The following is a 13,333-nucleotide window of genomic DNA, read 5'->3' as shown; positions in this document are numbered from 1 at the left end:
AAGCCAGGTATCAGAATAAAACCTGATTTATCTTTACTTCACGAAGCGTTTCGAGAATTTGTTCACGTTGATCTTCGTCGTTAAAACAGTTATCGGGTATCAGCATAAACTGCGCATCAAGTTGTTGGAGTAACCGATTGAACATCTTCGATGAAGAAACTATAGCGGTAAGTCTATCAAGCAACCAATCACTGAAAAGCCAGCGCTCACAAATAATATCGAGTAGTAGCGGCAGTAATGTATTAGGCGGCAACTGGCAAATCCACTCCTCACGCTGGCACTCTTTTTCAAGGCCAAGGAATAACAGCAAACGACGCAAACGTACTAATGCTGCGGCCAAACGACTTTGCTCCGAGGGTTCGATGCATATGCTAAGTTCAAAGGCTATTGCTCTTAGCAAAATACGGACCCGTTCACAGCGATCCGGCCAGTCTGCCACGCGTCTGAACCACTGCGATAAGGGCATTTCATCGTTGTCTATCGCCTGTTGCATAAAACGCTTCAGCGAGGACAACGTAGCGGTGTCCACTTCGCCAAGTTCCAGTAAACTAAAAACGGCAAGTTCCCATCCCTCCTCCGCTGTAAGCGTATCCAGTTGCGATTGCAAATCGCGTTTTTTCTTTTTTGACAACCCGCCGGCAGTAAGCGCCATTGCAAGAGCGATAATTTGATACGCATTCTGTAAATCAGGATCACTATTCTCTTCGGTAAGCGGACGCAACGCTGCCCCATTATCCTCCTGTATTTGTTTTATCAAACGCAGCAAAGCCTGCTGCCTGCGCTCCAGTTTCTCAGCATCAGTGAATTTATTACTTTCGCGCAGTTTACCACTCAGCGCCATTCCTATTTCTTCCATCGTCTCATAGAGCGCTGCCCCCGTCGTTTCCTGTAACTCCTGGAGAGCTAACATTGAAGGCGAAATAACCTCTTGTTCCTCTATAACCTGGCCAGGGGTAAATGCTGTAGGGGGCGTCATTTTTATCTCATTAATTTTAATATTCATCGCGACCTCTTTTATCTTCACCATTACGTAACCATTTCAGTAACGCGTTGAAATGACGAGAAAGTGAAAACTCAACGGCATATCGTGTTGAGGAAATTTCAGCCTGATCGGGAGAGAAACCAGGCTCGATAATCAACGTAAACCGCTTGCCAAAAGTTTCACGCATCAATGCCTCTTTTTCAGGATGAATACGCAAATAAAGCGCTCCCTCTTCCGCCATAGCCGTGGCCTGGCGTGCCAGACGATGGCACATAACACTGTCTACCGACTGTTGATCGAACCAGGCCAACAGAACCTGTTCTATACTATTTTTAATATGATGCGCTGCGTGATCGACCAATGAACGAAATTGATTTTCATCTTCTTGTAAATGTTTTACATGCTGTTCCAGCCATTCCACTTCCATTTTTTCCAGCGTATTTTTACGCAAGCACGCTAGTTCTTGTTGCTGCTCAACTTTCTGTTCACGCTGATAACGATAGGCGTCTCGGATGATTTTTTCAGCCTTACGGTAAGCGGAGCTCACAATAGCATGTGAAACTCTCTTAGCTTGTTGCTCTTGCGCAAATAAAGTTAATTGTAATGTTATCCACTGTGACTCAATAATATTTCGAGCGGGTAGCTTATGGTTAATTTCCGTCAGAGGAAGTGAAGTAAAACTCATAGCAAATGCTCCATGAAGATAATCTCGGTAAGAGAAGTCTTCGGCCAAAGTATACGCTGCGGAGGGGGTAATAATACTAATAGCGCATGTAAAACCGCATCGTCATGCGCTTCCCGATTAAGAATGGCGGTACCGATCTGCAATGCAGTTTGTTGCATCACTTGCGGAGGAAGTAATTTGCCATCTCTTTGCCCCAACCAACCATATAGCTGCCAGATCTCATCCTCGCTAAACCACTGTAGAAGCAATTGCCGATACTCTGGTAGCATAAAATAGTCACTACACCTGAGTTTGAATAATCCCAGCCCAAAGGCAAATGCCGATATACGCGGCGCAAGACGAACCTGCCGTTTTTGCCTGTCATTTAAACAGGCTGGGATAACAGAGCTTCCTCTTAGTCTATTTAACGCTCTGTCAAGAAGACGATCCAACTCGGGCCGATCGCCATAACGCCAGCAGTTTGAAAGATGAAAGCCCAGCTTATCCAGCCATTCCGGTACAGCGTAACGAGCAGGTTGCCAGAAATAACGATAAAGTTGCAACACCTCGGGATCAGGTCGGCTCAAAAACGGCGTCTCAAGCAAAAATAGCCGATCAGGATGCCCACTCCTAATAACAGTCCTGTCAACGATAACATCAACGGATAAGGGTATTTCATCAACCACTTCACCACCTTCCCTTTATTGGCGTTGATAACGTCCATAATCCAGAATGTTTGTCTCGCGGGTACGTCAGCTACCATTCTGAATTCAGCAGGCTGCATCAAGATACTAATCTTACTGTATTGCAACCCAGGGATTGACATCTCTATTAAATCTTTAATTTTTACCCGAAAGGCCTCCATATTGACCTGAGGTGAATATTTTATAAATACGGCAACTGAGCTCGGAGAAGCGTTACTTCCCTCATCATAAGTCGGTAGCGCAATGGTCACTTTTGCATTAATCACGCCCTCCATCTGACTCAGCATTCCTTCAATTCTTTGTTCTTTTAAAAAATTAATCTTCTGCTGTTCTTCCTGGGGTGATACCACTAACTGATTAGCCGGAAACATCTTATCCGCCGTTGTAAACTGACGATGCGGATAACCGTTAAGTCTAAGTAGCTCAACCGCATTAATAAACTGCGACTGCTCGACACGTAAGGTAACACCGTCCTCTTCCTGTTTTTTTTCCGCATCAATATGATGCTGCATAAGTAATGCCAGCATTTGATTCGCCTCATCCTCTGGCAATGAGCGATAAAGATCCACATCACATGCCGTAAGAAAGAACGTAAGGACAGTAAGAAATACTATACGATGAACCTTCATGCCATGTTATCCAGCTTATTAAGCGCTTGCGATGCTGCGCCTGATATTCTGGCAAGATAATCGACGCCTACCGTTAACTGCATATAATCCATTTGTCTGGTCAACATAACCTGCGGTAATAAAGCACTGGCGTTACTGGTGGATGCTTCATCTTTCAGCAATTGTTCAAAAAAATTAATTTGCTCCTGGCTCGGTTCTGCAGAGGACTTTACATAAGATTGAGTGCTTACAGGCACTACGCTCATATCAGAAATATTCAATTTTCAAACCCCTCATTTGGTGCAGGAAATAACAGACGCAGCGCCATAGCCTCTGGCAAATCTATATCCGATAAAATTTTCGCGGCTTTTAGCGGCTCATTTAAACCCGCCAACAATAATGCCAGACATACCAACTGTAATTTTTTATCCGGAACAATAACCGTTAGCGCTGGTAACATCGCATGTACCTGGGAAATCAGGCTATGGTTAACGCCCGCAAACATGATTTCCAGCAGCAACCGTCGAACATCGTCGCTAATAACTTCAGATTTTAGCAATGATTCCACTAAGCATATCCTTGATCATTTTGATCAGTGAACTTTCGTAATTAATAAATGTAGAATACTGCTGTAAGGCAAATTGCGCTTTAATCATCGATTCTGGGTTGAGCAAATCATTACCATTCATTTTGTCATTAATGGCCTGGCCTGCCTGGTGCGCCATGTGGGAGAGCATATCCACTAATTGTGCAATATCCATAATGCTTTTCCTTAAAATAAATACATCGTAAGGATACTGGCAACATAGCAAAATTTAGAAAGCAATGAACATCCGGTATATACCTGAAAACGATTACTCCGGCGCACGTTGTTCTGGCGTTACCTGAGCCAGCAAACGATATAATGGGCTGCTGACCTGCATACCGGTCATTGCCATCCCATCCATACCGAAGCGAGTAAAACTCATTAGTCCATAGGTAATATCATTAAGACGCTCTAATAAATGAGGCTGTAGTCCCAAACTACCACTCCAGTATGAATGCGTCATTACCGTCGCGGTTAAGGCTAATCTACCGCCCAGGGAGACGGCTTTAGCAATCGCCATACTTTTGCGTTGATTGGCGAAACAATTAGCAATATAAAAAACGGCATTGCCTATACTGTCGTGAGCCATAGGCAAATGATGTTTATGATGGTAGATAAGACAGGCGACATCCGCGATGGCAATAGCAAGGCCAATCCCTGCCAGGGCTACGAGCGGCGCGCCTCCACCACTTAGCACAGTTAATGCTATTCCAGCGGAACAGCATAAAATCTGTCCGCCCAAAATGACCGTTTGCCAACTAAAAATTTCTTTTGGAAAACACTCTATCACTCGTTTCGCAAGTCCGGCCAATAACCGCTCTTTTCCTTGTTGAGGACCTATTCTACCACTCTCCATATTGGTTTCCGGATGTGGCAATGAGGGACATGGAGGTGATTCCTCAGGCGCGTTAACAGGACGTTGCCCTCCTACCTGAGCATTTGGGCTAACAGGTTTCATGGTTCTCCCCGAGATGTATGACCAGAACTGTCCATTAATGCAGGTGTAGTAGCAGATTGGCAGAGCGATGCCATTTGTTCCGCCAATAACGCACTGGGATCGGCATAAAGTTCATCAACAGAATTTTCCTGATCGTCGCCAGAGGGGCGGGCAAGGCAATAATCCAGTACCGCACCTATCGCCGTCAGGCTAACGGAGGTAATTACACTCCCCATGTCCAAAGAGGCCGCTATATTTTCAGCGGCGGGCAGTGGAAACTGTAGTTGTATAACCAACGAAGAAATAGCGATTCCTGAACGTATTAATAAAGAAAGACAATTAGCAAGGGTGTTAGCGCAGTTAAGACTTGCCCCACATTTTAAGGCCAGCGCACTGACCACAAGAGCAACGCTATCACTGGCGGTTTGTAATGGCTCCTTTTGCTGACATATCGATTGATAATTATGATACGCACAGCAAGCATCCCCAATAGCAATCACGAGCGCCGCCCCCGCAAGAATAGCAATGGGTAATCCTGCCCCGCCAGAAATTACCGCTGCAGCAACCGATAACCCAAACACGACTGTCGCACCCAGCGCACGAATAGTGTATTGCATAAAATGTATAGCATAATCCCTCTGCTGCCTTATTTGTTCAGGCGTAAGCAGCACAGGGGCTGCGGGGGTGCCAGGCGCTGGAATTTCAGGGGGAGGAAACGATACCTCCTTCGCTTGTATATCGGAAGGAGGACTATTACCATCGACTATATTACTTGCCGCTGACGGAATATGAATTTTCATATTTCGTTCTGTTATTTAAGCAATAAGAGTATCAACCATTATTTGCGCATTCTGGCGAATCTCACTCCATGAGGCATCCGCATAACTCATCTTGATTGCGGTTTGAAAAGCCTCTCTCGCCAACCCGGGTTCCCCCATCATTTTGAGACAGACACCCGTTTGGTAAACCGGCTCTGGATGGCTGGCATCCAGCATCAAGGCATGTCCATAGAAATTAATGGCCGTCGTGTATTCTTTAAGCATCATCCAGGTGCCAGCTAATGCAATATGGGCACGCCAACTCCATGGCTGGGCCATCACCAGCCAACTAAAATCGATTACGGCGCGCGAATAATCCCCCTCCTGCCATGAGGCGTAACCACTGGCATAAACGGTTTCCGGATCAACGGATAATAGCTGTTTCAGAATGTCTTCGGGTATTTTATTTTTCTGATCTTCTTTCATCATCATACCTATTGATTGTTATTTTCACGTGATAATGATTTACGTCAGGAAGGTCATTTAAAAACGTCGCTGGATAAGATGCTCGGCGGATAAAACTGTCCAGTTATCGCCATCAAGCTGTGTAAAGGTCGCTCCCATTACTGTCAGGATGCGCAATAATTTCCTGCGTAGCATGGCTTTTTTTTCATCCAGAACGTCGGTGATTATCAACATCTTTAAACATGTTAACTGCGGGTGATGCACAAATATCCCGCGTAAAAGTCCCAGTAAGCGAAACAATTGCTGTGGTCGAGGTTGCCCGGGCGTCAGGCGCCTGAACTCACAAATAATCATTTCTTTTGCCTCAATACGATAGATCACCAGGTAAGGCGATAATATAAACTGTTGCCCAAGTAATATGGCGGTCTCCCCTAAATATGCAGGCTCAGTAAACACCTGATGCCGACGCAACCATTGCTCTATTTCTTGCACCATATTTACCTCGTTAATGCCCGGAGTATTTCAGCAAGAACCGCGACCAGTGACGACCCCACCCCCATGATTTGCTGCATAATTTCAGTTGCTTTCTCCATAATTTCCGTCAGGGATTTATTATAAGATTGGGCCCCATTTTGTTGCAGGTCGGCAATCGCTTTATCCTGATCACTTTGACGTTGCGCTACACCGGCCCCCAGGCCCATGACGCCCCCAGCTGTGTGGCCTACGGCTTGACCCGCTATAAGACCGGTTTCCCCGCCTACAGCTCCTAATCCTATCGTCAGCACGCCCGACAATATTGCGCCACCCGCAGTAATCATTGATGCTCTAAACGCTTCATCAATTGTTTTCATTTGCGTCTGTAAAACATTGACTTGCAGTTCCCAGCCCAGCCGTTGTTTTACTACGTTATAGCTGCGCATGATATCGCGCAACTTTTTGGCAAGCTCCATTAGCTTCGTCCAGATATCATCAAATAACAGAAGCATTGATTCAGTACCCATTCCCTCCCCGGAGGGAGCTTGACTGGAAGAAGGCGTTAACAAGGAAGGCGCTGGTAATACCAGTGCTACGTTACTCGCTTCCATATTTTTATCCTCAGATTAAGCGCGACAGCCAGCTATTCTCGACTGAACGCTACTATAGTGATCAATGGTATCTAATACATCTCTAAGCGCGGCACCGCTACTCTTATAAAGCTCCTCTAAGCGTTTTTGTTCTATCTTTTTTTGGTCTTCCGTTTGTTGCATTATGAAATCCAGAAACCGTTGCTGAGTTATTAATTGCTCTATTTTCTTTTCGAGCTTCGCTTTATCTGCGTTAACCATGCCAGTATTCATCTGACTGGCGCCCTCGGTTGCACATCTGATAGCCTGTAAGCCTTTAAATGAACAATCACTCAGTAAGGCATACAGGATTTTTTTGAACATATTCCAGAGAACTTTATTACGAAAATTTTTTAACAGAAACTTTCCCCCTTCTTGCGCACATTTTTCCAGGGCTTCTTTTGCCGCTTCTTTTGCCATGGCTTTCACCCCCTCTTTCGTAAAACTTTTTCCCGCATTTTTTGTCATATTATTTTCTACCTTACGAGAAAACTCAGCAGACTCCTCTTCCATCTCGCCCGGCGAAACCATTTCACGTTCAATCGTCTCAAATTGTTTGGAAAAATTTTCGCTCACCTCTTCGCCAAACTTTTCAGCCAACTCCTCTATTTCTCCTTCCCCTGCACCAACCATACGCTCAACCATTTCTTCGCCTAAGCCGGAGTCAAGCACTTTTGCAGCTGCGCCAGATAAACCTCTCGTCGCCATAAAAGCCCGGCCAATCTGGAAAACATCCAGTGCCAGCGCGACGGCTTCACAACCAAATTGAATCTTACTTGTCACGTCAATAATTGCCTGACAGGTATCGTGGTCAGCACCGCACATCATTGCCGTTTCGGCTCCGGCTTTAACCATTCCTGCACAACCTGCGGCTATATAAGCTACGCCGCTAGCCATTTCTGCGGGATTACCGGACAGAAAACCCTCCACAACTTTTAAGGCGCCAATCACGGTTTCAAATATGCCGGTAATCCAGTCAAAAATAGCGCCAAAAATGCCCGCTTTACGCGCTTTATCCTCCTGCTCTATCGCTTTCTGGATCTGCTCCTGATACTCCTTTACCTGCTTATCACGTAATGCATTTTGCACCTCAGTTGCCCGCTCAAGCTGTTGGCATAACGATTGAGCGTTATTACCAAAGACGCTGAGTATTAATGTCGTCATCAACATTGATAAAACCGCGGGATTGGTCTGCAAAAAGTCAGGCAATGATGGACGCTTATGATTTCCGGGTACGGCATCAAGCAGTTGCTTCAACGCATTGCTTGCCTCCTGAAGACTAATTTTCCCTGATAACAGGCACGCGGCGTTGCCATCGCCAAAAGTAGAATTCACACGATGCTGGCGCTTTCCCAGCGAACCCGAGGAAACGCAACTGACATTGCTTAAGTGATGGTGTGTTAAGGCGGTTACTCCTGCGGCGCTGTCGCTATTACTGTGAATTCGATTCATTTTTAGCTCCTGTCAGAAAGTTGCTGTAATATCTTTTCTGCACGCTGTCGGAGAATTTGATGTTCACTGACCTCGCCGCAAATACGCACCACGGCCTTTAACGCTTTGATTGCATAACAGACGTTATCACACGCGAGATAGCATTCCGCTGCGGCCCATGGCGCCTGCGGCGCATCAATCTTAATTTGTGCCGCGCGTCCATAAGCGTATATCGCTTCCCCCCAATGTTTTTGAGCCTGGCAGCATTCCCCTAACCTAAACCAGTAGTCAAATGACCAGGCATCATATATCGTCAACAATTGAAAAAGTCGCGCTGCGCCGGCGAACTCTTTTACCTCCATAAGCTGCATGGCATAGCGATACAGAGTATTAAGCGGCTGTGTAACATCGTCATCCAACAACATACGCAGCGAGCCGCCACGCCGGAAAAACCGCATCGTGTCATGTGCCTGTTGTAGGGTCGGGTCTTTTTTCATGAGTACGTTTTCTGCGCTATCATACTGGAAATTTCCCCCCACTTACTGATAAGCCCTGTCAGTTGGGTAAGGACAGCGTTAAGCTCCTGAGACATTTTTTGAATTGTTATCTGCCCCTGACTCATAAGATCGGTATTCCGGTTGGCGTCATTATCCAAAGCCGCTTTGATCGCCTGTAGGCCACCTTTATCCAGCTTCCCATGATCGCCATATTTAGCCATATATTCATCAATGGTCAGACCATCGATGAGAATACCGTGATCGCGCATGTATTTAATTACGTCATCAGGCACCTCCTCTTTGGTTTTAGCATCTCCCTTGGCTGCTTTAGCAATCACCTCATCCATCTCATTTGACTTTTCCTGGGTATTTCTGGCACGTTCAGCGTTCTTCTGGACTTCAATAAATTTATCGTTTGCAATAGCCTGAATAACCATAAGGAGAATAAGCAAAACACCATACCCTTCGGCAAACGGATTTTGCTGGGATAAGTCATCCTGACCCCCGGTATCAGTGTTGCTAACGCCGAAGCTATTTTTAAACACAATAGGGTTTTGACTTCCCCATAAGATGTTTCCTGAAGACATTATGCTTTACCTTTTTGTTTTTCCTGACGGTATCTCCACCGGGGCTTGAGCATTAAGTTGTTTCAGTCGTACTTCAAGTTGTTTAAACAAACTTACTATTTTCTTTAAATCCTTCTCGGCCTCCTGGTTAACCCCGGCAACGCCTTGTGGAAATAGGTTATGAAGAATACTCTCTGTCTCTCTGCTCTTTTTGGGGCTCTCTGCCCTTTCAGCAAGCTGTTGACTCACCTTAGCCCGGATTTGGTGAAATTTTTTAAGACAGTGATTTAGCTGCATGTAACTTTGCTCTAAATCACGATATTCACTAAACGCAGCCTTTTTCTTTATCATCATTCCCCTCCATATACACGATAGATAATTAACGTGCTAACTAAGAGCCTATCCCATTAGGGCTATTTTACTTGCCATTTTGAACCTGGGCAGTGCTCGCCAAAACGCGTTAGCGTTTTGAACGCCGCTAGCGGCGGCCCGAAGGGCGAGCGTAGCGAGTCAAACCTCACGTACTACGTGTACGCTGCGGTTTTTGCGCGCTATCCGTGTCCAAACTGGCTGCGCCAATTAACGCCTGGTGGGATAGGCTCTAAGATATTTTTACTTTACTCTTGCTCACTCACTACAAGTGCGCTGTTATGGTAACGATAATAAATAATGTTGATGATATTTTCGGCCTGCTCGATCGCTTCAAGCAATAAGGTGTTTTGCTGATATTGCTGCGGATCCTTTAACTTACCGTTGTTCTCTTCTAACTGTTTCCGGGCAGCCCTTAATTGTAAAATTATGCCTTTGGCCTCTTCACGCGAATGAAGCAGCAAATCTTCTAACCGGGTCAAAGTTGTCATTTTCCACTCACTTAAAATCTAATGGATAGTTAATCAAAGTATCATAATGTTTAATCGTTACCACATCGGCACTCAGATGGACAATTTCTCCCCCATTGGGTAACAATGCCCCTACACGTAAACGCTCTTTATTCGTCAGTAATAAGTAATTACCATGGCGACTCTGTACAAAGCCAGCCACTGGCGCAGGCAGATACTTGCTTTCATCATGGGAAGGCGCAATATCCTGATAAATTAAAGAAAGAGCGGGATCCTTTTTCTTTAATGCTGCTAACGTTTCTTGCAAAATGCGTTGATGAGATTCATCCAGTACACCACTGATAACAAAAGAGCGCCGCATTGGCGTAACATTGACAAGCCCCACTAAACCGTTCTCTATTATCGCAGAAATAATATCATCCCCCTGAGACTGATGAGAGTGACTAATCTGCCAGTGCAATAACCCGGGAATATCTGCAAGTAATGGTTGAACCTTACGCCATTGCTGATCCATTTGTATATCATCATGAATTAACACGCTCCCCGGCCCTTCGCTGGATACTTCAGCATGCGGGTAACCCATTTTTATCAAAACATCCTGCACTTCTCGTACCAATAAGTCATCACAGATTACACCATCCCGATACATGACCCCCCATGATTCGAGAGTCGCTCTCACCTTTTGCATCTGTTCGCTTGACGAGCAATAACCGGACAACTGCAGGCTGCCATCTTCTTTCCATTGCGCCCGCACATAATGAATATTGCTTTTGTCTAATAAAAACTTAACCCGCAAAGGTAAGTCATTTACCGTTTCAGGCTGACCACTAATACTTAACAGGACCCCCATTCCACCGATAAAAATCAAGAATACGCCAGCCAACCACCAGTAGCCTGATCTGGAAACGGGTATTTGATAATCAGCAAGTTCACAATCCTGTTTACCAAACGCGATAGCCACTCCCGCAACCTGCAAAACCCCACTGGATGGTAGCGGCTTATTTGGATTAAATCTGCGGCCATTAACTCTAACTCTGGCTTTCCCGGCATCAACAAATAAATTATCTGCCTGTTCTCTCAGAATAATTTTTTCATTTATAGTAAGCGGAATACAAATATCGCATCCTTTCTCCCCCAGTGACAGGTTACCTTCATTCAGCCATACTTCCCGGCCTTGTAAAACGTGACCTAAAAAACGTATTTTCCAGGAGCTCTTTGGATTAACCATGAGATATGCCATTATTTACTACTGAGGCTTTAATCAAAAAAAGCCTGATTACACTATGTACTTGAGTCGTATCATTGCGAAACAAATGACCTACGACAGGGATATCTCCCAATAAAGGGATTTTGTTTTGCGAGTGGATTTGTTTACCTTGTTTAAACCCTCCCAGCAATAGACTTTGTCCGGCCAATAATGTGGCTTGCGAAGCAATTTCAGAATTTTGCACTTCGGGGAGCGGATCTGTTTCGCTTTGCGTATCACTTTGTTGTCCATCCTGAATATTAAGATTAAGCATTATTTTTTGCGTGCCATTGTCATTTAACAAGCGAGGTGTAACGCGCAACAAAGAACCCGTAGTGATGGATTCAAGTTTAGCCACTTTTTCTCCCTGCAGTTTGGTATAGAAAGTAATATTTTTATCCAGCACAGCCTGGATATTATTTAAAGTCACCACAGATGGCTGGGAAAGTACATAAGCCTGAGAGCTTTTTTCCAGGGCATTCAAACGCACCATAAAGTTTGAGGTATCGCTGATTACCGTTGAAAAACCGCTAGCACCACCGTCATTCAAACCTGTATTGAACGCAATTTTCTTGCCACCCAGCGACACTGCCGTTCCCCAGTCGATGCCTAACTGGTTAATATCTCCAGCATTAACATCGATAATTTTCACCGAAATCTCTATCATCTGCTGGCGTTGATCTAATTCTGTGATGAGTTTCCGATACCCGGCCATATTGGCCGCATAATCACGAACGATCACTGCATTCTGGCGTGGGTCGGCAGCAAACATGGGCAATGCCTGTGTAGCGGGTGAACCATTGGTCGTCGATGACGCCGGTACGCTGGTTTTACTCATCTCACGCAATACACTCACGACCCCTGGAACCACGACGGACTGATCGCGATATTGGTATTGGGTATCCATCGCAGTGGCATACTTAAGCGTGTATATACTTACACTCACCGCACTGTCTTTTCGTTTGATTAACGCATTATCCAGCACTGAAGCTAATTGACTAATACGAGTCAGACAGCTGGGAACACCACTCACCTCCACAGCTCTGGTACCGGTAATTTCTTTAACCTCGCATCCCGGTGATGAAAGGATATTCTGGCTGCGTAAGTAATGAATGAACCGTCCAGTAGATAAAATATTGAAAGTGATAACCTGATGTTTTAATAACGATGCAGGATATACATATAACATGCTGCCATCAAACCAGGTTAGCAAATCATATTGTGCTGCCAGGTTATTCAAAATATCGACCGGTGGTCCAGGCGGAATTTTTCCACTAAATGTAGCTGTTATCAATGGGCTAATAGTAATAGCCGTATCATAGTTCTCTGAGAGCAGATGTAAAACCTCTGCTAATGGCATTTGTCTGGCATAAAGGGTGAAGTCATTACCTTTCCATGATAACTCATCACTCTTTGCTGTATTGAGTATAAATAGTAAAATTAAGATTAAATGTTTATTTACTACCATTTTATACCCCACCCGAATAAAGTTTATGGTGACTGCGTATTACATTTTTTAAAATGCAAGTTAAAGCCAGGTGTTTTTCTATCTCAATAGCAATAAGCTCAGAGCTACTACTTGTGGTATAATAACCGTTTAACCATCCCCCATCCGCTGTGAGCTGTATAGCATAATCATGGACGTCCGGGTGTGCTGCAAGCAGTAGTGTCACATAGGCAAGACAAGGCTTAGGTAAGCTTTCCAGGTCATTTAAGAACAAAGAAATAGAAAATGCTTCTGAGAAAATTTCTCCTCTGGCAGGATGCCCATCAATAGTCATTATCCAGGATCGGCTATTACCTTCGGCCCTGATATCCTGAATTAATGGAATGCCTTTTAAAACTGCCAGCATGAATCCCTCCTCAGACATAAATGGGAGTTTCTATCAAATTCGCTCACAACCACATCCGTAAAAAGCCTGATTCACATTTATTTCGACTATACTC

At 44.8% G+C, this 13,333-nt stretch carries 20 protein-coding genes; all 20 read right to left on the bottom strand.

Annotation, left to right across the window (positions count from 1 at the left end):
- Positions 1-10 precede the first annotated feature (10 nt).
- The 20 genes from ssaL to spiC all read right to left on the bottom strand — a co-directional run bounded on the left by ssaL (position 11) and on the right by spiC (position 13,257).
- Complete coding sequence (gene ssaL / locus HV477_RS00910) at positions 11-1,027, bottom strand: SPI-2 type III secretion system apparatus protein SsaL (protein ID WP_000238880.1); 1,017 nt, start codon at positions 1,025-1,027, stop codon at positions 11-13.
- The gene (gene ssaK / locus HV477_RS00905) at positions 993-1,667 is read right to left on the bottom strand and encodes an SPI-2 type III secretion system apparatus protein SsaK (protein ID WP_023228363.1); all 675 of its coding nucleotides are present in this window, start codon (positions 1,665-1,667) and stop codon (positions 993-995) included. The genes ssaL and ssaK overlap by 35 nt, the downstream gene beginning before the upstream one ends.
- Positions 1,664-2,212: a type III secretion system domain-containing protein gene (locus tag HV477_RS00900; protein WP_001526945.1), complete on the bottom strand. Its 549-nt coding sequence runs from the start codon at positions 2,210-2,212 to the stop codon at positions 1,664-1,666. Before HV477_RS00900 ends, ssaK begins: the two co-directional genes overlap by 4 nt.
- 17 nt (positions 2,213-2,229) lie before the next feature.
- Positions 2,230-2,979 (bottom strand): SPI-2 type III secretion system apparatus lipoprotein SsaJ, encoded by a 750-nt coding sequence (gene ssaJ / locus HV477_RS00895; RefSeq protein ID WP_000862874.1) that lies wholly within the window; start codon positions 2,977-2,979, stop codon positions 2,230-2,232.
- Entirely contained in the window at positions 2,976-3,224 is a 249-nt protein-coding gene (gene ssaI / locus HV477_RS00890; protein ID WP_001574409.1) for a SctI family type III secretion system inner rod subunit SsaI, read from the bottom strand. Before ssaI ends, ssaJ begins: the two co-directional genes overlap by 4 nt.
- An 11-nt stretch (positions 3,225-3,235) precedes the next feature.
- On the bottom strand, positions 3,236-3,526 hold the full coding sequence (locus HV477_RS00885) for an EscG/YscG/SsaH family type III secretion system needle protein co-chaperone (protein ID WP_000444713.1): 291 nt from the start codon (positions 3,524-3,526) through the stop codon (positions 3,236-3,238).
- The gene (gene ssaG, locus HV477_RS00880) at positions 3,504-3,719 is read right to left on the bottom strand and encodes a type III secretion system needle filament protein SsaG (protein ID WP_000350226.1); all 216 of its coding nucleotides are present in this window, start codon (positions 3,717-3,719) and stop codon (positions 3,504-3,506) included. The genes HV477_RS00885 and ssaG overlap by 23 nt, the downstream gene beginning before the upstream one ends.
- Positions 3,720-3,812: 93 nt before the next feature.
- On the bottom strand, positions 3,813-4,502 hold the full coding sequence (gene sseG / locus HV477_RS00875) for a pathogenicity island 2 effector protein SseG (protein WP_000805846.1): 690 nt from the start codon (positions 4,500-4,502) through the stop codon (positions 3,813-3,815).
- On the bottom strand, positions 4,499-5,281 hold the full coding sequence (gene sseF / locus HV477_RS00870) for a type III secretion systems effector SseF (RefSeq protein ID WP_079898973.1): 783 nt from the start codon (positions 5,279-5,281) through the stop codon (positions 4,499-4,501). Before sseF ends, sseG begins: the two co-directional genes overlap by 4 nt.
- A gap of 15 nt (positions 5,282-5,296) precedes the next feature.
- Complete coding sequence (sscB, locus tag HV477_RS00865; RefSeq protein WP_000979963.1) at positions 5,297-5,731, bottom strand: SycD/LcrH family type III secretion system chaperone SscB; 435 nt, start codon at positions 5,729-5,731, stop codon at positions 5,297-5,299.
- Positions 5,732-5,782: 51 nt separating this feature from the next.
- The gene (gene sseE, locus HV477_RS00860) at positions 5,783-6,199 is read right to left on the bottom strand and encodes an LcrR family type III secretion system chaperone SseE (protein ID WP_023209473.1); all 417 of its coding nucleotides are present in this window, start codon (positions 6,197-6,199) and stop codon (positions 5,783-5,785) included.
- Positions 6,200-6,201: 2 nt separating this feature from the next.
- A complete protein-coding gene (gene sseD, locus HV477_RS00855; RefSeq protein ID WP_000388317.1) occupies positions 6,202-6,789 on the bottom strand; it encodes an SPI-2 type III secretion system translocon protein SseD in 588 nt (195 codons plus the stop codon).
- Positions 6,790-6,804: 15 nt separating this feature from the next.
- Positions 6,805-8,259 carry a type III secretion system translocon protein gene (locus HV477_RS00850; protein ID WP_023209474.1) on the bottom strand — a complete coding sequence of 485 codons (1,455 nt, stop codon included), beginning with the start codon at positions 8,257-8,259 and terminating at the stop codon, positions 6,805-6,807.
- Between the two features lie 2 nt (positions 8,260-8,261).
- The gene (sscA, locus tag HV477_RS00845) at positions 8,262-8,735 is read right to left on the bottom strand and encodes a SycD/LcrH family type III secretion system chaperone SscA (protein ID WP_000711024.1); all 474 of its coding nucleotides are present in this window, start codon (positions 8,733-8,735) and stop codon (positions 8,262-8,264) included.
- Complete coding sequence (gene sseB, locus HV477_RS00840) at positions 8,732-9,322, bottom strand: SPI-2 type III secretion system translocon protein SseB (protein WP_000094427.1); 591 nt, start codon at positions 9,320-9,322, stop codon at positions 8,732-8,734. The genes sscA and sseB overlap by 4 nt, the downstream gene beginning before the upstream one ends.
- Before the next feature lie 6 nt (positions 9,323-9,328).
- The gene (sseA, locus tag HV477_RS00835; protein WP_000972855.1) at positions 9,329-9,655 is read right to left on the bottom strand and encodes an SPI-2 type III secretion system chaperone SseA; all 327 of its coding nucleotides are present in this window, start codon (positions 9,653-9,655) and stop codon (positions 9,329-9,331) included.
- Between the two features lie 263 nt (positions 9,656-9,918).
- Positions 9,919-10,161, bottom strand: a complete 243-nt coding sequence (gene ssaE, locus HV477_RS00830) for a YscE family type III secretion system co-chaperone SsaE (protein ID WP_000210201.1) — start codon at positions 10,159-10,161, stop codon at positions 9,919-9,921.
- A gap of 7 nt (positions 10,162-10,168) precedes the next feature.
- A complete protein-coding gene (gene ssaD / locus HV477_RS00825; RefSeq protein WP_000323791.1) occupies positions 10,169-11,380 on the bottom strand; it encodes a SctD family type III secretion system inner membrane ring subunit SsaD in 1,212 nt (403 codons plus the stop codon).
- Complete coding sequence (gene spiA / locus HV477_RS00820; RefSeq protein ID WP_045900145.1) at positions 11,361-12,854, bottom strand: SPI-2 type III secretion system protein SpiA; 1,494 nt, start codon at positions 12,852-12,854, stop codon at positions 11,361-11,363. The genes ssaD and spiA overlap by 20 nt, the downstream gene beginning before the upstream one ends.
- A 1-nt stretch (position 12,855) precedes the next feature.
- Positions 12,856-13,257: an SPI-2 type III secretion system protein SpiC gene (spiC, locus tag HV477_RS00815; RefSeq protein ID WP_079898971.1), complete on the bottom strand. Its 402-nt coding sequence runs from the start codon at positions 13,255-13,257 to the stop codon at positions 12,856-12,858.
- Positions 13,258-13,333: the final 76 nt, after the last annotated feature.

The organism is Salmonella sp. SG203, from assembly GCF_013350575.1.
Taxonomy (GTDB): Bacteria; Pseudomonadota; Gammaproteobacteria; order Enterobacterales; family Enterobacteriaceae; genus Salmonella; species Salmonella enterica.
Note: the sequence above shows the minus strand (reverse complement) of the source record. Positions and strands in the feature narration are given on the sequence as shown.